Origin of the sequence: Sphingobacterium chuzhouense (assembly GCF_014692525.1) — a bacterium.
Lineage (GTDB): Bacteria > Bacteroidota > Bacteroidia > Sphingobacteriales > Sphingobacteriaceae > Sphingobacterium > Sphingobacterium chuzhouense.
In genome coordinates this window covers 107,282-126,376 of the sequence record NZ_JACNYL010000001.1, presented here as the reverse complement: position 1 = coordinate 126,376, position 19,095 = coordinate 107,282, and the positions used below count along the sequence as shown (strand labels likewise).

General features: G+C 43.5%; 15 protein-coding genes. All 15 read left to right on the top strand.

Annotated features, from left to right (window positions below):
• The first annotated feature begins 68 nt into the window (after nucleotides 1-68).
• The 15 genes from H8B21_RS00530 to H8B21_RS00460 all read left to right on the top strand — a co-directional run bounded on the left by H8B21_RS00530 (nucleotide 69) and on the right by H8B21_RS00460 (nucleotide 19,089).
• Nucleotides 69-473 (top strand): RidA family protein, encoded by a 405-nt coding sequence (locus H8B21_RS00530; protein WP_190311849.1) that lies wholly within the window; start codon nucleotides 69-71, stop codon nucleotides 471-473.
• The gene (locus H8B21_RS00525; RefSeq protein WP_190311848.1) at nucleotides 460-1,464 is read left to right on the top strand and encodes a 3-hydroxyacyl-CoA dehydrogenase family protein; all 1,005 of its coding nucleotides are present in this window, start codon (nucleotides 460-462) and stop codon (nucleotides 1,462-1,464) included. The genes H8B21_RS00530 and H8B21_RS00525 overlap by 14 nt, the downstream gene beginning before the upstream one ends.
• Nucleotides 1,436-2,746, top strand: coding sequence for an aspartate aminotransferase family protein (locus H8B21_RS00520; RefSeq protein WP_190311847.1), 1,311 nt, complete (start codon nucleotides 1,436-1,438; stop codon nucleotides 2,744-2,746). Before H8B21_RS00525 ends, H8B21_RS00520 begins: the two co-directional genes overlap by 29 nt.
• 1 nt (nucleotide 2,747) lies before the next feature.
• Nucleotides 2,748-3,662 (top strand): 3-hydroxyacyl-CoA dehydrogenase NAD-binding domain-containing protein, encoded by a 915-nt coding sequence (locus H8B21_RS00515; protein WP_190311846.1) that lies wholly within the window; start codon nucleotides 2,748-2,750, stop codon nucleotides 3,660-3,662.
• Nucleotides 3,643-4,722 (top strand): dipeptidase, encoded by a 1,080-nt coding sequence (locus H8B21_RS00510; RefSeq protein WP_190311845.1) that lies wholly within the window; start codon nucleotides 3,643-3,645, stop codon nucleotides 4,720-4,722. The genes H8B21_RS00515 and H8B21_RS00510 overlap by 20 nt, the downstream gene beginning before the upstream one ends.
• A gap of 35 nt (nucleotides 4,723-4,757) precedes the next feature.
• On the top strand, nucleotides 4,758-6,137 hold the full coding sequence (locus H8B21_RS00505) for a neutral/alkaline non-lysosomal ceramidase N-terminal domain-containing protein (RefSeq protein ID WP_190311844.1): 1,380 nt from the start codon (nucleotides 4,758-4,760) through the stop codon (nucleotides 6,135-6,137).
• Nucleotides 6,124-7,221, top strand: coding sequence for a D-TA family PLP-dependent enzyme (locus H8B21_RS00500; protein WP_190311843.1), 1,098 nt, complete (start codon nucleotides 6,124-6,126; stop codon nucleotides 7,219-7,221). The genes H8B21_RS00505 and H8B21_RS00500 overlap by 14 nt, the downstream gene beginning before the upstream one ends.
• A 45-nt stretch (nucleotides 7,222-7,266) precedes the next feature.
• A complete protein-coding gene (locus H8B21_RS00495) occupies nucleotides 7,267-7,431 on the top strand; it encodes a hypothetical protein (protein ID WP_190311842.1) in 165 nt (54 codons plus the stop codon).
• A 5-nt stretch (nucleotides 7,432-7,436) separates the two neighbouring features.
• A complete protein-coding gene (locus tag H8B21_RS00490; RefSeq protein WP_190311841.1) occupies nucleotides 7,437-7,859 on the top strand; it encodes a type II toxin-antitoxin system VapC family toxin in 423 nt (140 codons plus the stop codon).
• 76 nt (nucleotides 7,860-7,935) lie between these two features.
• The gene (locus H8B21_RS00485) at nucleotides 7,936-9,378 is read left to right on the top strand and encodes an NAD-dependent succinate-semialdehyde dehydrogenase (RefSeq protein WP_190311840.1); all 1,443 of its coding nucleotides are present in this window, start codon (nucleotides 7,936-7,938) and stop codon (nucleotides 9,376-9,378) included.
• A 349-nt stretch (nucleotides 9,379-9,727) separates the two neighbouring features.
• The gene (locus tag H8B21_RS00480; protein ID WP_190311839.1) at nucleotides 9,728-12,865 is read left to right on the top strand and encodes a SusC/RagA family TonB-linked outer membrane protein; all 3,138 of its coding nucleotides are present in this window, start codon (nucleotides 9,728-9,730) and stop codon (nucleotides 12,863-12,865) included.
• Nucleotides 12,866-12,878: 13 nt separating this feature from the next.
• Nucleotides 12,879-14,807 carry a RagB/SusD family nutrient uptake outer membrane protein gene (locus tag H8B21_RS00475; protein ID WP_190311838.1) on the top strand — a complete coding sequence of 643 codons (1,929 nt, stop codon included), beginning with the start codon at nucleotides 12,879-12,881 and terminating at the stop codon, nucleotides 14,805-14,807.
• Nucleotides 14,808-14,842: 35 nt separating this feature from the next.
• Nucleotides 14,843-16,018 carry a DUF5000 domain-containing lipoprotein gene (locus H8B21_RS00470; RefSeq protein ID WP_190311837.1) on the top strand — a complete coding sequence of 392 codons (1,176 nt, stop codon included), beginning with the start codon at nucleotides 14,843-14,845 and terminating at the stop codon, nucleotides 16,016-16,018.
• A gap of 13 nt (nucleotides 16,019-16,031) precedes the next feature.
• Entirely contained in the window at nucleotides 16,032-17,405 is a 1,374-nt protein-coding gene (locus tag H8B21_RS00465; protein WP_190311836.1) for a DUF4998 domain-containing protein, read from the top strand.
• Nucleotides 17,406-17,433: 28 nt separating this feature from the next.
• Entirely contained in the window at nucleotides 17,434-19,089 is a 1,656-nt protein-coding gene (locus tag H8B21_RS00460) for an IPT/TIG domain-containing protein (RefSeq protein WP_190311835.1), read from the top strand.
• Nucleotides 19,090-19,095 lie beyond the last annotated feature (6 nt).

Sequence of the window (19,095 nt, the reverse complement as noted above, 5' to 3'; positions counted from 1 at the left end):
CCTGAGAATGCCGTAAATGTACTTTTGCTATAACAGTATACACATAAAATAAACCAAAAACATTGTATATGAGTAAGCGGAAAATTGTACACCCCGATAGAGAAGCGGCTTTCGTTACCGGAGCATATTCTGATGGTGTTATTGCAGGCGGATTTCTTTTTATCAGCGGACAGGCTTCGGTGGATTTCAAAACCTCTACTTTTATCCTGGGGAGCATAGAGGAAGAAACAGCCCGCACGATGGAAAATATAAAATCCATTGTTCAAGCTGCGGGTGCCACGATGGATGATGTGGTCAAAAGTACCGTTCATTTATCTAATATCGACGATTTTAATCGATTTAATAATGTATACGCACGCTTTTTTGGAGACGTAAAACCTGCGAGAACAACGGTACAGTCCGTGTTGGGAGAGGGAATTTGTGTAGAGATAGATTGTATTGTAAAGCTTCCCGGTACCCATGAAGACGAATGATCGCTTAAACACACAAATTGCTGTTGTAGGGCTTGGGTTGATGGGGAGTAGTATCGTGGTTTCCTTACTGGCTTCCGGATATCGTGTTGTGGCCTTAGCTCCCATACCAGGAGAAAAGAATCCCGCCATTCAGCATATTGTGACCTTGCTACGACATGCAGACAAAGCTAATCTACTGCCCAAAGGTTTGGATTATTGCGTGCATAACCTCATGGTGACGGAAGATTACCGAGAAATAAAGGATTGCAGCTTTGTACAGGAATGTGTAATTGAAGATATGGAAATCAAAAATAAGGTTTATCATCAAATTACAGATCATGTATCTCCAGAAGCCATTATAGCCTCGAATACTTCAGCTATTCCAATCAGCGATCTGCAGCAGTTCGTTTCCAATCCCAGTCGATTTATCGGCATACATTGGGCAGAACCGGCTTATATGACCCGTTTTTTGGAAGTCACATGTGGAGCAAAGACAGATCTAGATATAGCCAAGCGGGTGATGGAATTGGGGAAAAGTTGGGGCAAGGAGCCTACGCTTTTGAGAAAAGATATACGAGGCTTTATTACTAACCGGCTGATGTATGCGGTTTATCGTGAAGCATTGACGTTAGTTGAAAATGGTGATGCCACGATGGAAGACGCCGATAAGGTTTTTCGATATGATGTGGGGTCATGGATAACCTTGATGGGGATTTTCAGACGACTGGACTTTATGGGATTTGCTGATTACATTGATTCTTTTGAGGGTATCCTCCCAAAATTGAGCAATCGTACAGATGTACCGGATCTGATGCGGCCTTTGGTAACAGAACGGGCGAGAGGTATACACAATGGCAAAGGATTTTATCATTATGATGAAAAACAGGCTAAGGCTTGGGAAGAAGCTTTCGCGCGATTCAACAAGGAAATTTATGATTTAGCGACACGTTATACAGAGAAATATATTAGGGAAAAGGCATATAATGAAGAGAAGAAGTTATCAAAAATCTAAGGATCTATTGGATAGAGCCAGTCAGGTCTTAGCAGGGGGCGTGTCATCCGAATTTAGGAAATACAACCATCCTCATGCTATCTTTTATACACATGGTGAAGGGACACATATATATGATGTAGATGGTAACGACTACTTGGACTTCACATTAAGCCAAGGGCCGTTAATTGTTGGGCATTCCCATCCGAAAGTGTTGGAGGCAGTCGAAAAATATTCCCGAGAAGGACAATTGTTTGCCGGACAACATATCAAAGAGATTGAATTAGCGGAGAAATTAAACCAATTGATTCCTTCGGCAGAGCTGATGCGTTTTTGCTTAGATGGTTCCGAAGCGGTTCAAACGGCATTCCGTGTTGCTAGGTCGAAGACGGGGAAGAATAAGTTTCTGCGTTTCGAAGGGCATTATCATGGTTGGTTGGATAATGTTGCCTGGGGTATCAGCACGGCGTCTGCTGATGCATTGGGGGATGAAGATAGCCCAAATGTGTTTCCGTGGTCCGCCGGATTATCTCCCAATAGTAAGGATGATTTTGTTGTTCTGCCGTGGAACGATTTGGCTTTAGTGGAACGTGTCGTAGCAGAAAAGCATAACGAATTGGCGGCGATTATTACAGAGCCGATCATGTGCAATAATGGCTGTATCGTGCCTCATGAAGGCTTTTTGCAAGGATTGCGTACTATTTGCGATCGTTATGGTATAGCCTTGATATTTGATGAGGTTATTACCGGATTTCGATTGGGATTAGGAGGGGCACAGCAATATTACGATGTTACACCAGATCTATCCATTTTTGCTAAAGCCATTGCTAGCGGATACCCGATTAGCGCTGTTGTAGGCAAGAGGGAATGGATGGACGAGATTGTATCGGCAAGGGTAATCCACGCGGGTACGATGAATACCAGTAATCCAACTGTAGCGGCGGCATTGGCGACCATTGCGGTGTTGGAACAGGATTCAGATACGCATAACCGGATGTTCCGCTTGGGAAATCGTTTGATAGCAGGTTTGCAAGCGGCTGCACAGCAAGCAGGACAAAACTTACAGGTACAAGGACCGGGTCCCATGTTCAATACCGCGTTTACCTCATTGCCTACCATAAAAAATTATAGGGAAACATTCCAGACGGATAAAGTAAAGCTCAGACAGTTTATCGCGGGATTACATGACCGCGGCGTTCGGGTGATTGGTCGGGGACTTTGGTATATATCTGCAGTACATACAGAGAATGATATCGATCACGCTATTGAGGTAAGTGAGGCAGTTTTAAAAGAAATGGAATAATATGGCTGCAAAGAATGGAATGGTATACCCGATCATGGTCATCGGTCAGGATAAACTGGCATACAGTATCGTATCTGATTTATTGCTTTCGGGATATGCGGCAACGCTATTGACCGAAAATCGGCAAAAGGCAGGAGAAGCTATTAGTGCGTATTTGCCGGAAAGCAAAAACCTAAATATTGTCACAGATTGGCCGGAAAAGATATGCAGCCAATTGGTGGTACTGGTCACGCTTGACCAACTGGCAGAAAAACAGGAACTTATTAGGCAAGTAGAGGAAAGGTGTGCCGATGATGCTATCATAGCCGTCAATCTAGAGCGACTCTGTTTGGATGAGATACAAACGCACATGCGCAATAAGACAAGGCTATTGGGGTTAAACTGGACGTATCCCGTTCCCCGAACCTTTTTTGCAGAAGTCATTGCCAATCAGTATACTGATCCTGCCAGCTTGGCAGATGTAGAAAAGTGGCTGAAAACATATTGGAAGAAAGATCCTTATGTAGTGCAGCATGGGTTTAGTATCCGAGCCAGATTGATGGCAGCTATGCTGCGTGAAGGAATCTATTTGGTGGAGAATGATTTTGCATCCGTCGAAAGTGTGGATAGAGCCTGTCGGAATGATGCCGGATTTTATCTGCCATTTGTTGGAAATTTTAGATACATGGATTTGATGGGAACGTATGCCTATGGCATGGTGATGAAAGATTTGAACCGCGAATTATCCAACATAGTGACACTACCCAAAATTTTACAGGAAAAGAGAGATAAAGAAGAAACGGGAATGGATAACGGTAAAGGGTTTTATACCTATGATCTAAAAGAAAAGGAACATTGGCAGGAAATTTTCAAGGAGTTTAGTGAAGAAATACAGCAATTAATTACGAAATACCCTCATGAGTCGTTTGATCGTTGATGCCCATTTGGATCTGGCTATGAACGCCATCGAGTGGAACCGCGATCTGGCTATGCCTTTAGAACATATACGTTTGAAAGAAATGAATATGAAAGATAAACCGGATCGAGGGAAAGGTACCGTTTGTCTACCGGAGTTAAGAAAGGGGAAAGTTGGTTTTGTAGTAGCAACACAGTTGGCTCGTGTCAATCCTTTCAACAGCGCATTGACGGGGTGGAATTCACCTGCACAGGCATGGGCGATGACACAAGCACAATTGACTTGGTACAGGGAAATGGAGAAGCAGGGGGAAATGGTGCAGATTGTGGACAAAAGAGGCATGGACGCCCATATTAAGCTTTGGAACGACGAAACGATTGCAGATGAGACCAAACCGGTAGGCTTTTTATTGAGCTTAGAGGGTGCGGATTCGCTGGTTACACCGGACTATTTGTATGAGGCTTATGAATATGGACTTCGAGCTATAGGATTGTCGCATTTTGGTCCAGGACGATATGCGGATGGCACAAAAACAGCCGGACGGATCCATCCGGAAGGGTTGGAATTAATGAAGATTATGGGTGAGTTGCGCATGATATTGGACGTGACACACTTAACGGACGAAGGCTTTACTCAAGCTATGGAACGGTATGCAGGACCAATCTGGGCCAGTCATCATAATGTTCGTAAAATCGTTCCCAATCAAAGGCAATTGAACGATGCGCAAATTAAGCAATTGATCGAACGGGATGCGGTTATCGGCGGTATGCTGGATTGTTGGGCAATGGATATACGGTTCATCGATACGGTTTCCGATCCCTGGCAACTGGATATCCGATTGGAAATGCTCATTGACCATTGGGATCATATCTGCCAAATAGCTGGAAATTCGTTGCATATCGGTATCGGAAGTGATCTGGATGGCATCTTTGGTACTGAGCAGTCTCCATGGGACATGAACTCCATCGCGGATTTACAAAAATATACGTATCTTTTGTCCAACAAAGGTTATACTGAGCAGGATATAGATAATATATTTCATGGAAATTGGTTGCGTTTTTTGAGAAATGCGTTAAGGTAGGGTGATTACATTCGCCCAATGTAATATTAACAAAAATGGCTAATAATTCATTTCAAGCTGCGGCTTTACAAAAAGACATTACACCACCGTTAGGCACATTAATCAACGGAGAGTTCCAAACGAGGTATGCCAATAAAATACATGATCGATTGTATGCAAAATCTGTAGTGTTAAAGCAGAGCGATACGATATTAATGTTTGTCGTAGTGGATATCTGCGCTATGCAACAGGATTTTTTAGATGAAGTAAAGGCCGATATCCATAAGGCTACGGGAATACCCCAATCCCATATGCTAATTTCCAGTACACATACCCACTCGGCGGGGGCGATTACAGAGTTGTTGATGGGGCATGCTGATCTCACTTACAGAAAAAATCTTCATAGGATTTTGGTCGATCTTGTTATTGAAACCCTCCCTAATCTTCGTGAAGCGAAAATAGCTTTTGGCACTGTAGATGCACCGGAACATGTATTGTGCCGAAGGTACAAGATGGCTCCCGAATATAAAGCATTTAATCCGGTGACAGGCGGATATGATTTGGTGAAGACCAATCCGTTTGGAGCTGAAGAACACATTTTAGAAAGAAATTCTACCCCGGATACGCAATTAGCTTATCTGGGCGTTAAAGGATTGGATGATCAATGGATAGCACTCTTGGCGAATTATTCATTGCATTATGTAGGTGATCTCGAACGTGGCACTATCAGTGCGGATTATTTCGGTTGTTTCGCGAAACGGCTCGAAGAAGTTCTGTCAGAAGGCGATAATAGCTTCGTGGCGATGATGAGTAATGGTACCAGCGGCGAAATAAATATCTGGGATTTTATAGATACTGGTCGTTATCCAACTGGATCACACCGTAAAAGTGAGTTTATCGGACGGGGTTTATCGGATAAAGTGTTGCGGGACTTACAGAACCTCCAATGGGAAGAATACCCCGCTTTGGAAGCATTGTACAATGAACTGCCTGTAGGCATCAGAAAGCTGTCTGAACAAGAATTAGAGAATGCGAAACAAATGGTCATCGATACGGATTACGAATCTATTACATTAAATGAGGACGGTTATCGACGTATTTATGCCCGGGAGCAGGTTTTATTGGCAGAGTTTCCAAAACAAAGAACGTTTTACATCCAATCTTTTCGTATAGGTACTGGCATAATAGGTGCTTTGGGAGGAGAGTTTTTTGCGGAGACCGGGCTGGCGTTAAAAGCATTGGCACCGCAAGGGAAATATTTTACCGTTTGTCTAGCCAATGACTATGTAGGATACGTACCTCCACAGCATGAAATTGCTTTGGGAGGTTATGAGACTTGGCGCTGTCGGACAAGTTTTCTAGAGGAATCAGCAGAAGCTAAAATTAGGAATGTACTGTTGAAACAAATTGAGCAACATAAAAATGAACTGGTATAATCTCTATATAGAAAATCAGGTAGATACACCGGCACTATTGGTTTATCCGGATCGTGTCCAACACAATATCGAGGTGCTTAAAGACATGATTGATGACATCAATAGATTGCGGCCTCACGCCAAGACGCACAAAACGAAAGAAATTACCGAACTGCTATTAAACGCCGGTATCAGTAAGTTTAAATGTGCAACAATTGCCGAAGCGGAAATGCTAGGAGAGTGTGGTGTGCCGGACGTATTGTTGGCTTATCCGTTGTATGAAGCAAAACTACAGCGGTTTGTGACACTAGTTCAACATTTTCCCCAGACGCGTTTCTCCGCTATAGTCGATTATGTGGATGCTGTAAAGAATCTATCGGCTATCGCTGTTCAAAACGAGATACAGATAGATGTATTCATAGACCTGAATATAGGGATGGGGCGTACAGGTATATTACCGGATGATGACGCTGCTCTCGAACTATACCGATTTTGCAGTGGGGTGGATGGGTTGAACGTGAAAGGTTTTCACGCGTATGATGGTCATGTGCGCGAAATAGATATAGCAGAGCGTAAAAATATTTGTGATCGGAATTATAAGCCTATTGCTAGGTTAATAGAGCGATTGTTGGACGAAGGCTTTACGAAACCCCGCGTGGTTATCGGCGGCTCGCCCTCCTTTCCGATTTATGCACAATATCCGGAGGTTGAATGCAGTCCAGGTACATTCGTGTTATGGGATAAAGGGTATGCAAATACGTTGCCGGAGCAAAATTTTCTTCCGGCGGCTGTACTGATGACACGTGTAGTTTCTTTACCCTCGGAAAATACGATTTGTGTCGATTTGGGCTATAAAGCCATAGCATCCGAAAATCCATTGGATAATAGGGTGTTTTTTCTAAATGCTCCTCATTTAAAACCGGTAAGCCACAGCGAAGAACATCTCGTGTTAGATGCTGGGGAAAGGCATCAATTTAAAGTAGGTGATGTATTGTATGCTTTGCCTATCCACATTTGTCCGACGGTGGCATTGTATGATAAATTATTGGTCGTGGAAAATAATGCTGTCGTGGGGGAATGGGAGGTTGTGGCGAGGAGGAGATAGCTGTTTGAGGTTTTTTGTCTATCTTTGTGATAACTAGGAGGTCATATGAAAACGACTAAAAAGAAAATAGACAAAGAAAATATCGATCAACTCATCGCAGAGGCGGAAGAGTTGGTAAAACGGAAAAAGGTTTCTAAAACTTGGTTGGCTTTTCTTAAAGCGGCAAAAGATCCAGGAGAAATAACCGATATGCGGGCAGTTTTGAAATAGTTCGTATGGGACGGTATTTGCTGGATACCAATATTTTGGCGTTTATTGTTTTGGGAGAGTACGATAATCTTTCTGTCGAAACAATGGCTATTATGGAAGATTATACTAACCAATTGTATGTGAGTGCTGTTTCTGTCGTCGAACTGTTACAATTATATCGTATTCGTAAGGTCAAGCCTAAAGGCATCAAAGAAGCAAAAGAGATAATAGCTCGTATCGAAAAAGATTTTTACATCAAGATACTCGCTTTCGGAGAAGAGCATACCAAAACTCTTTCAAGACTCGATATTACTGATGGGCACAACGACCCTTTCGACCACGCGATCATTTCCCACGGCATTACCGAGAAACTCACGCTTATTTCTTCCGATCGTAAATTTGCAGATTATACCGCACAAAAACTGAAATTTGTTTTCAATAAACGATAAACAAATTATCCAAGCCACGGTTTTATAAGAAATACAGTTTTCCCCTATATCGGAGAGGGCTAAAAATATACATCATATGAACATCAAAGAACTGATAACCGGAAAAGCATTTATAAACGGACAATGGGTAGCAGGAACAGATACATTTGATGTCGTAAACCCAGCTACGGGTACCGTTATTGAAAAAGTAACGAATCTAACGGTATCCAACGTACATGAAGCAGTAGACGTAGCATATAAAGCTTGGTGCTCTTTTAAGGTGAGTGATGTGGGGCAGCGTGCTGCTATGTTAGAAGAGTGGTATCGATTGATCATGGAACATAAGCAGGAGCTGGCGGAGATCATTACATTGGAGTCTGGAAAAGCATTGACGGATAGCCTGGGGGAAGTTGATTATGGTGCTTCTTTTGTGCTGTGGTTTGCGGAGGAGAGCAAGCGGGCTTATGGGGAGACCGTGCCTGCATCGAAGATGTCAAATAGAATACTGACCATTAAACAGGGCGTGGGGGTTGTTGCTGCCATCACACCATGGAATTTCCCGTTAGCGATGGTCACGAGAAAAATCGCCCCGGCTATTGCAGCAGGCTGCACAGTGGTGCACCGTCCGGCGTCACAGACACCTTTAACAGCATTGGCTCTTGCTGTTCTCGCGGAAAAGGCGGGATGGTCGGCCGGTGTATTAAACGTTGTTACGGGAACAGATTCTTCGGGCATTGGGTATGAATTAAGCACAAATCCGTTGATCAGAAAGCTTTCCTTTACGGGATCAACGTCTGTTGGAAAACAACTGATGAAGCAAGCCGCAGAAAATGTGAAAAAGATTTCTTTGGAACTTGGTGGCAATGCGCCGTTCATTGTATTTGAAGATGCAGATATCGAGGCTGCTGTTGAAGGTGCTATGTTTGCGAAGTTTCGTAATGCTGGACAGACTTGTGTGGCCGTTAATCGCTTTTTGGTACAAGATTCGGTTTTTCTAGCGTTTTCAGAACAGCTGACAGAAGCCGTAAAAGCGTTGAAAGTAGGCAACGGCTTGGACAACGACGTACAAATTGGACCTTTGATCAATAAAAAAGGATTGGATAAAGTACAGGAACACGTAGCCAATGCTGTTGACAAAGGTGCTCGTATACTGACGGGAGGGAAGGTTATCAAAGAATTGTTTTACGAACCTACGGTACTTGCAGGTGTCCCATCAAACGCTTTAATCGCCAAAGAGGAAACATTTGGACCGGTGGCGTCGTTGTTTAGATTTACCACGGAGGAAGAGGCTATCCAAATGGCGAACGATACGGAGTTTGGATTAGCATCCTATTTTTATAGTAGTAATGTGCATCGCTGCTGGCGTGTTGCTGAAGCGCTTGAAGCGGGTATGGTGGGCGTGAATGAAGGACGGATTTCCTTTGCTGGAGCCCCGTTTGGTGGGATCAAAGAATCTGGTGTTGGCAGAGAAGGTTCACGCTACGGATTGGATGAATACGTGGAAGTGAAATATATCAATTTTGGTGTTTCGACACGATAAGCATAATCTATTTTTCTGCCATGAGGACAAAGTCAATGTAGCTGCATTGACTTTTTTCTTTTTCAAAATCGCTACTAAAATAATATGTAACCAATTAAATAAGACTTTCATTGACTTGTCAAGTAGCATAACCTAATATATTGATCTAAGTTTTGCTATTCCACATGAGAGAAACCGAGATTTTATAGCGGAGATTAAAATATAATATCATATAAGAGAATAATAATAGTAGTCCTGCGGAACACACGATTCTATCTTTGTATAGTATAAGGGATCGTTAGAAGGCAAACCTGAATCGACTAACGAGCTATATAATAAACTTGAATACAGAACTACTAATATTTAACCAATGCTATCATTAAAAAAAGCAACATTTATTTTAGCATATCTTAGGATACTGCTAAACATCCTTGTTTTGCTAGGGTTTTCTACATTGCTGCACGCGCAGCAAACAGAACATCTTGTAAGAGGACAGATTTTGAATGAGAAAGACGAGCCCATACAGGGAGCTACAGTGACCGTGCAAGGTAGCACGCGTGGTGTACTGGCTGATGAACAAGGAAAGTATGAGATTATGGTGGACAGGGATGCACAGCTTGTCTTTAGTTATGTGGGCTATACAACACAGGTGATTCCAATAGCGGGTCGGACAGAAATCAACGTGACGTTACAGCCTGTCACGGATGAACTGGACGAAGTAACAGTAGTCGCATTTGGCCAGCAGAAGAAGGAAAGTGTAGTAGGGGCCATAACGACGGTAAGACCTAGTGAGTTGAAAGTGCCATCGAGTAACCTGACAACTGCCTTGGCGGGTCGTGTCGCTGGTTTGATCGCTTTCCAGCAAAGTGGAGAGCCGGGTGCTGATAACGCAGACTTTTTTATTCGTGGAGTAACCAGTTTTGGGTATTCCAATCGTCCCTTGATCTTGGTGGATGGGGTAGAAGTGCCGGCCAGTGAGTTGGCACGCTTGCAAGTTGATGATTTGGCGAGTTTTTCGATTATGAAAGACGCTACAGCCACGTCTTTGTATGGTGCTAGAGGGGCTAATGGTGTGATTTTAATTACTACCAAAGAAGGCCGTGAGGGAAAAGCAAGTATTTCCTTACGTTATGAAACATCGGCTTCACAACCTACGCGAAATATTGAATTGGCCGATCCGATTACGTATATGAATCTGGCAAATGAGTCGAGTTTAACGAGGGGAAGAACACGACAGTATCAATGGGAAAAAATAGAACGCACTATGGCTGGCGAAGATCCGATGATTTATCCGGCAACAGATTGGCAATCTTTATTGTTAAAAGACCGGACCTTTAATAATCGACTCAACTTAAATGTGAATGGTGGTGGAAAGGTCGCACGTTATTATGTAGCTGCGACATACAATAAGGATAACGGTATGCTCAAAGTAGACAATCGCAACAACTTTAACAACGGTATTGATCTGAAAACGTATGGACTACGTTCCAATGTGAATATCAATCTGACCAAAACGACCGAAGCGATTGTCCGTCTCAATTCGACCTGGACAGACTATACAGGCCCCTTAGGTACAGGCGCAGACTTTTATAGACAGATTATCCGTACGGATCCGGTATTATTTCCCGCCTATTATGAGCCGGATGCTAAGAATCTCACAACCGAACATATCTTGTTTGGAAATGCTGGCGCAGGAGAGTATTTAAATCCTTATGCGAATCTCATGCGGGGATATCGCGATTATACCAATGCCATGTTTTTAGCACAATTTGAAGTCAAACAGGATCTGGATTTCATATTACCCGGATTGAAAGCCAGTGGAATGTACAATACCACACGGTACAATTATTATCAGGTATCCCGTACGTATACTCCGTTTTATTATATTTTATCAGCTTATGACAAGCAGACAGGTGAATATATATTAAACAATCTTAATCCGACAACTGCGCACGAGTACCTGACCTATACAGAGGATTCCAAACAGATCACTTCCGAAGATTATTTTCAGGGTATTTTGAGCTATAGCACAGATATTGGGACAGACCATTCGGTCAGTGGTATGTTGGTCTATAATATGCAGAACAAAATTTCTGCGAATGCCGGTAGCTTACAAAATTCACTAGCCAGAAGAAACCTAGGATTAGCTGGGCGTTTTACGTATGCCTTTCAAGATAAATACTTTTTGGAAGGGAACTTTGGTTATAATGGTTCCGAACGTTTTGCTAAAGAGCATCGTTTTGGCTTCTTCCCATCCGTGGGGGGCGCTTGGTATGTGTCGAGAGAACCTTTTTGGAATGGCAATATACAGCGGATCATATCTAATCTGAAGTTGCGTGGAACCTATGGCCTGGTGGGGAATGATGCCATCGGTAGTCTGGAAGACAGGTTTTTCTATTTGTCGGAAATCAATCCGAATGTATCGTCGGCGGGGTATACCTTTGGATCCGAATTTGGAAACAGGATAAATGGCGTGACGGAAGGACGTCTGGAGAACCGGGATATTACTTGGGAGACATCCCGGAAATTAAACCTCAGTGCGGAGATAGGACTTTTCAATATGGCTAATCTTGTTGTTGACCTGTACAAAGAGCATCGATACAATATCTTAATGACACGAGCACATACGCCGAATACAATGGGTGTGGCTGTTTTGCCGCAAGCGAATGTGGGCGAAGCAGAGAGTAAAGGGATCGACATTTCCTTGGAGGCGAATAAGAACTTTGCCAATGGTTGGTTTATCTCGGGCCGGGGGAATTTTACCTATGCGGAAGGTAAATATATCAAATATGAAGAACCCAATTACAGCGCATTTCCGTGGCGATCTCGTGTGGGCATACCCCTCGGACAACAGTTTGGTTTTGTGGCCGAACGCTTGTTTATCGATGATGAGGAGGCCTATAATTCGCCGCAGCAGTTTGGCGAGGTATTAGGCGGCGACATCAAGTATAAGGATATTGATCAGGATGGCGTAATCACGAATCTGGATATGGTGCCTATCGGTTATCCTACCATTCCTCGGATGACGTATGGTTTTGGATTCTCATTGGGTTACAATGGTGTAGACTTCTCTTCTTTCTTTCAAGGGTCTGCCAAATCTTCCTTTTGGATAGATGCAGATGCAACAGCTCCTTTTGTTTCATTAGCTACCGGACAAAAAAATCAGCTGCTCCAAGCCTATGTGGATGATCATTGGTCTGAAGATAATAGAAATTTGAAAGCACTTTGGCCACGATTGAGCGATATCGCCAGTACAAATAACACCAAAGTGAGTACTTGGTTTATGCGTAATGGATCGTTTTTGCGTATCAAACAGGTTGAATTGGGGTATACTTTCAAAGAAACCTTGACCAAAAGAATTGGAATAGAGAAGATAAGAATGTATATAAACGGAACCAATTTGTATAATTTTTCCAAGTTCAAGCTTTGGGATGTGGAAATGGGAGGTAACGGTTTAGGGTATCCCCTGCAACAGGTGTACAATTTTGGAATTCAGTGTTCACTATAATTACGTGTCAGTTATGAGATCATTAATAAAAATAGTTTTAACCATTATAGTAAGCATTTCGTTGTATGGTTGCCAAAAATATCTGGATGTTGTCCCGGATAATATAGCCACAATGGACGATGCTTATAAGGACAGGGTGAGTGCCCAAAGGGCATTAGCGACTTGTTATAATCAAATTCCAAGAAATGGAACACGTTATGACCCCGGCTTTGCCGCAGGTGACGATCTTTGGATTCACCAATTTATTGATGGTGGTTCCCAAGAACGTTGGAGACAATATTACCGGGAGCTGGCGATTAATGGAAATAATGTGACGAGACCCTTGTATAGTTATTGGCATAATATTGAAGGTGGGTCTGCGCTATGGAAAGCTATTCGGGATTGTAATACCTTTATTGCCAATGTACACAAGGCAAGGGATTTGGATAGCTATGAGCGGGAAAAATGGATTGCTGAGGTAAAGACGCTGAAAGCCTACTATCATTTCTATCTCATGCAACTATATGGACCCATTCCTGTTGCTAGGGAAAATATACCGGCCACTGCTCCTTCAGAAGAATTAATGGTCTATAGGGAACCCATAGATGAGGTCGTGGCATACATCGTACAACTATTGGACGAAGCCATACCAAATTTGGATTTGCAAGTGGATAATACGGTATCTGATGCGGGGCGTATCACTAAACCGGTTGCGGCAGCGATTAAGACCAAAGTATTGGTTACGGCAGCGAGTCCGTTTTTCAACGGTAATCAGGATTATGCCAATATGATCGATAAGCGTGGAATAGTGCTGTTTAATCCGGTCGAAGATCCTAATAAATGGACATTAGCGGCTGAGGCCGCCCAAGAAGCTATTGACATTGCACATGAGGCCGGGATTAGATTATATCATCATCAGACGACTTTTAATGTCAGTAATGAGACGCTCGGCGTCATACAGGTGGGGCAGATCATAGCCGATAAGTTCAATGAGGAGCGGATCTGGAGTTTATCTGATTTTAATAGCAGCAGTCCAAATCTCCAAGATCTTGGATTGGAATTGCGCACGATACCCCGACTGCACGCTGATCATCAAAATATAGTGTATCAGTGGTTTATACCCACGCTGAAGATGGCCGAATTGTTTTATTCGAACAATGGGGTGCCGATTGAAGAGGATGTGGATTATGCCTATGACGATCGTATGACCTTAACGTTTGTTCCGGCAGATCAGGAAGCATATATGCAACCGGGCTACCGTACTATCGGTTTGCACTTGAACCGTGAACCTCGGTTTTATGGTTCCTTGGGTGTCGATGGCGGTTGGTGGTTTGGTTTAGGAAGAACAGATGAGAATGCACAATGGCCTTTGAATCTCAGAGCCAAATCCATGACCGGAGGGATGATCGGTAACCAGCGTTATTCGACCACAGGTTATTATATCAAAAAGCTGTCGAATTATCGGTCGGCCTATACAGGTAAGGATGCGTATGTCGGTATGCGTTTCGATTTCCCATTGTTTCGTCTGGCAGATTTGTATTTACTCCATGCAGAGGCACTCAACGAAAGTTTGTCGTCACCTGATGCAAATGTATACCACTATATCGATCTTATTCGGCAACGGGCCGGTCTAAGTGGTGTTGTAGACTCTTGGACGCAGCACTCGAAGTTTCCGCAAAAGCCAACTACAAAAGAAGGAATGAGGGAGATTATCCATCAGGAACGGAATATTGAACTAGCCTTTGAAGGGCAACGCTTTTGGGATCTGCGAAGGTGGAAGAAATCAATCCAGTATATGAACCAACCTGTTCGGGGGTGGAATATAGCAGGGGAAACACCGCAGGAATTTTATCAGGTAATTACACACAACCGCAGTCAGTACACCTTACGGGATATATTGTGGCCAATCATGCAAGATGAGATGCTACGGAATACAAACCTGCTGCAGAATCCAGGATGGTAAATAGGAAAATAGAAATCATATAATACTATATAACGATGAAAAAAAATATATTATATCTGATCTTACTGCTCCTGATTTGGGGATGTGGAGAAGATTATATCGGCCAGTATGCGATGGACGATGTCCCACCGGGACCGGTGTCGGGAACTTCAGTGGAGAATATCCCGGGCGGTAGTGTCATCCACTATACTATACCGACTGATGAAGATTTTTCCTACGTCAAAGCGGTGTATACCGTCAATGGACAAACGAAAGAGCAAAAATCATCCGTCTTTAATCGGAAAATAACATTGGATGGCTTTGGCAAATCTCAAGCTCAGCAAATTGAACTCATAGCGTATGACAAGAGCGATAATGCCTCTACGCCTGTAACAGTCGATATCCAACCTTTAGACGCACCGGTATTTGACATGGTCGAGGGTGTAACCGTTAGGGATGATTTTGGAGGTATACGTGTCAATTGGAAGAATCCTCATGAAGAGGAGGTGGTGTTGACGGTGCTGACGACTACGAATGAGTATGGCGTAGAAGAGTGGTCGGAAGCGGATCGATTTTACTCGGGTGCCGTAGAGGGAAGTGCCAATGTAAGGGGGTTCAGTCCTGAAGAGCGCATTTTCGGGTTATATTTTAGGGATCGCTGGGATAATTTGTCCGATACGCTGTATGTAAGTGCGACGCCGATGTTTGAAGAACAGTTGGACAAATCGAAGTTTACCCGCTGGAATCCACCGGGAATACCATACAATGCTTATCAGGCCGGCGAGTGGGCGATAGAAAACCTGTGGAATGGTACAATTGCACCCGGAACAGGAGGATATGCCAGCTATACACACGACAATACCTTCAATATGGGGCAAGTGGCCAAGCTCAGTCGTTTCAAAATTAACAACAGGCTAGAACCTAATTTACTCTATAACTTTGCACATCCTAAGAAGTTTCAGCTGTGGGGATCCAATACTCCGAATGTAAACGAGAATTTCAGTACATGGATATTCTTGGGCGAATTTGAATCCATCAAGCCTTCCGGATTGCCTTTGAACGAATTAAATGACGATGATCGAAATTATGGGCATTACAATGGGGAAGAATGGAACTTTCCGCTAGGTATTCCACCTGTACAATATATACGTTGGTACGTGCTCGATACCTGGGGCGGGTCCCAAAATACACAAGTGATGGAGATGACCTTTTGGGGAGAAGTTCAGGACTAAAATATAACAAGATATGAAAAATACTATTAAATATATTTTCAGGATTTCATTGATCCTCCCGTTGTTTTTTTCTTGTGACAACATGAATGACTTCCATGACGAATACCTGCAAAGAGGAGAAACAACCTACTTGTCCAGAATAAATGAAGTCAAGGTCTATCCGGGGGATAAAAGGGCAGAACTCGTGTTTGTGAATAATGATTCAAAAGCCAAGACGATGACGGTGTATTGGCGATCAAGAACGGACTCTGTCGTATATACCATTCCGGACAATAGTGTCGGGCAAGAACTAAAAATACAATTGCCTGATCTTCCTGAAGACTTCTTGACATTTGAGCTGGTAACCACCACCGTAGACGGTAAGAACAAATCACTAGCTACGGAACTTTCCAGTAGGGTATATGGGGATAATTATCGGGAGAGTCTAAATAATAGATTGATCGATGTCGCCGCATACGTCGAATCTTCCAATCAGCTTGATATAACCTGGAAAAGTGTTTTTGAGGGAGCGATTAAGATTGAGCTTGAATATGATGGGGCAGATGGTGATACCCGCGTGATAGAAGTCCCCATAGAAGAAAGATCTATAGTCTATCTCAACAGGTTCGACGGGAATCTAAAGTATAGAACAGGGTATGTTCCGGTTCAGAATGCGCTGGATACATTTTATACGGAGTACAGCGATTTGCCCTTCTCTGAAGTCATAGAGGGGTTGGTGTTTAACGGTACTAGCAGTCAATATATGCTTATTCCTCATCATCCTGACTTTGACATCGCTGCCGGAGAGGCCATGACGGTGACCTGTTGGGCACGGACGCCCACTATTGCCGCGACGCAGCGAATTTTCGCAAAACGTTATACCTCTGGTTATGGAGACTATGGCAATACGGGTTATGGATTAGCATTTTTAGGAAACACGGGAAATATTTATCCAGATTTGGTCTACAATGGCGGCACTCAGGCCATAAATGTGCCCGCTGTCTCTACAAATACATGGATGCATATTGCTGCAGTTTATGATATAGCAAACAAACAAATGCTCGTGTATAAGGATGGCGTGCTTCTGGGTTCAAGAACACTTCCTGCTACGGTGTTGTCAACTACGAATATCGCTGATCTAGCTGTCGGGGGACATAAAGCATCGCCGACCGGTAGTAGTGCTGGACAGTCTTTCACTGGTGAGATAGCGCGATTGCGTTTCTATAAAAAGACGCTCAGTCCGGAAGAGATTGTAGGGGATATGTTGTCACCTCGGGTTACCGCGGAAACACCCGGGTTACTAGCCGCTTATGATCTGATAAAGGTACTGGGGAATGGTACTAATCTGACGATTGAGGATATAAAAGGCAATCATCCGGCGGTATTGCATGGCTTTAGCAGACCGTAAAATAAATTGAAAAAAACAAATTATACAGATGAAAACTATTTTATTGAACTTGCTATGTATGTTCGTCCTTTTGGATGTGACATCATGCACGAAGAAAACAGAAGAGCCGGATACAAACGGTGAAGGGAATGCGTTATCGGTTAATTTGATATTACCGAATGTAGCAGCGGCCGGCTCTACGGTAAAAATACAGGGAAGTGGATTTGGCAGCAGTCCTGAAGGTGTACAGGTAAAATTTGGAGAGATCATGGGCGAAGTATTGGATCTATCTGATGGTGTTATTTCGGTGAAAGTTCCGGAGTTGGCTGAGGGGGCAAAGATCAATGTATCTGTCTTAGTAGGGGGGCATACCTCTAACATAAAGTCATTCCGTGTGCGAAAAATAGGAGAGCTTGTCGTAGCAGAAAAAGATACCTTAGAATGGACAGAAAATAAAAGTCCCAATATAGCGGCTATTAGAGCCGGTATACCTGCTTACAACGAGCAGGTGGTGAAATATATCCGTAACGGGCACCAATTGTTAGAAGTAGAATTGAGTGAACCGGTTATTGTCGCTGTGGCAGATCGGGAATTGCCGTGGGGGTTTTTCAATTTTCCCAGTATACGACGCGCAGTGTCGGGTCAAATGTCTATCAGCTGGAGCATGAGTCACGACAATGCAGAGAGTTATGGACAGGCGACGACTGGTAATAATGCGGTATCCAGTGACGAAGGAGCAACATGGACACGTGCGGAAAGAGCTCCTACCGGCGGAGGGATAGTATTAAGTAACGGCGATCGTATTACGATAACAACCCCTACAGCCATTCCCTTAGCAGACCTTGAGCTTCCTGCTCCTTTGGCCACCTTACAGGATGGGTCGAACTATGACCGCATTTTTCAAATTTACAACTACGATGAATTGCCTTTGCAGTTGCAAGGTACATACCAAGCCCGAATCAAGAAAGGGCAGACTTCCTGGGTTGCTGAACGGGGCACGTTGGTACATCCAAATTTAGCACGCTACGCGGATGGCAATCTTTTTCCAGTAGTATGGTGGGGTGATATGGAAGAATTGTCTGACGGAATATACAGAGGGACATACCCGACTTTCGAGACGAAACCAGGTGGAGGGATAGATGCATCCGGTGTAACGTTTTATAAATCGACAGATTTTGGGTTAACATGGACTAAGCAAGGGAACATTCCATACCAACCTGACCTGATGTTAGACCCTAACGGCAATAAGCGTAATGCATTTGGATGGACCGAGCCTGCATTTATCGCACTGCAGAATGGTACATTTTTGTCGGTATTACGTACGCAAGATGGTTTTGGTGAAAGCCCGATGTATGTAAGCACCTCCACGAACAGGGGAATAAACTGGTCGAAACCGAAGGTATTTACAGGTGCGGGTGTATTGCCAAGACTTTTGGAACTGGATAACGGTATCGTCGCATTAGCCTCTGGCAGGCCGGGTGTACAGTTGCGTTTTATGCTGAATAATAATACCGATGACTGGTCTGAACCTTTCGAGATGCTACCCTGGGTACCCAATGAAGTGTTTTCGTGTGGATACACGCAGTTTCTGAAAGTAGATGACAATAGCTTTTTGGTCGTGTATTCGGATTTCTGGCACCGGACGCCTGAAGGTGAAAGACGTAAAGCAATCAAAGTAAGGAAAGTGACGGTGAAAAGGTTGTAGTTATAT

Bases quoted from the DNA above. Each gene is read 5' to 3' on its own strand.
- H8B21_RS00530 (WP_190311849.1), top strand. From the start codon at position 69: ATGAGTAAGCGGAAAATTGTACACCCCGATAGAGAAGCGGCTTTCGTT.
- H8B21_RS00525 (WP_190311848.1), top strand. From the start codon at position 460: ATGAAGACGAATGATCGCTTAAACACACAAATTGCTGTTGTAGGGCTT.
- H8B21_RS00520 (WP_190311847.1), top strand. From the start codon at position 1,436: ATGAAGAGAAGAAGTTATCAAAAATCTAAGGATCTATTGGATAGAGCC.
- H8B21_RS00515 (WP_190311846.1), top strand. From the start codon at position 2,748: ATGGCTGCAAAGAATGGAATGGTATACCCGATCATGGTCATCGGTCAG.
- H8B21_RS00510 (WP_190311845.1), top strand. From the start codon at position 3,643: ATGAGTCGTTTGATCGTTGATGCCCATTTGGATCTGGCTATGAACGCC.
- H8B21_RS00505 (WP_190311844.1), top strand. From the start codon at position 4,758: ATGGCTAATAATTCATTTCAAGCTGCGGCTTTACAAAAAGACATTACA.
- H8B21_RS00500 (WP_190311843.1), top strand. From the start codon at position 6,124: ATGAACTGGTATAATCTCTATATAGAAAATCAGGTAGATACACCGGCA.
- H8B21_RS00495 (WP_190311842.1), top strand. From the start codon at position 7,267: ATGAAAACGACTAAAAAGAAAATAGACAAAGAAAATATCGATCAACTC.
- H8B21_RS00490 (WP_190311841.1), top strand. From the start codon at position 7,437: ATGGGACGGTATTTGCTGGATACCAATATTTTGGCGTTTATTGTTTTG.
- H8B21_RS00485 (WP_190311840.1), top strand. From the start codon at position 7,936: ATGAACATCAAAGAACTGATAACCGGAAAAGCATTTATAAACGGACAA.
- H8B21_RS00480 (WP_190311839.1), top strand. From the start codon at position 9,728: ATGCTATCATTAAAAAAAGCAACATTTATTTTAGCATATCTTAGGATA.
- H8B21_RS00475 (WP_190311838.1), top strand. From the start codon at position 12,879: ATGAGATCATTAATAAAAATAGTTTTAACCATTATAGTAAGCATTTCG.
- H8B21_RS00470 (WP_190311837.1), top strand. From the start codon at position 14,843: ATGAAAAAAAATATATTATATCTGATCTTACTGCTCCTGATTTGGGGA.
- H8B21_RS00465 (WP_190311836.1), top strand. From the start codon at position 16,032: ATGAAAAATACTATTAAATATATTTTCAGGATTTCATTGATCCTCCCG.
- H8B21_RS00460 (WP_190311835.1), top strand. From the start codon at position 17,434: ATGAAAACTATTTTATTGAACTTGCTATGTATGTTCGTCCTTTTGGAT.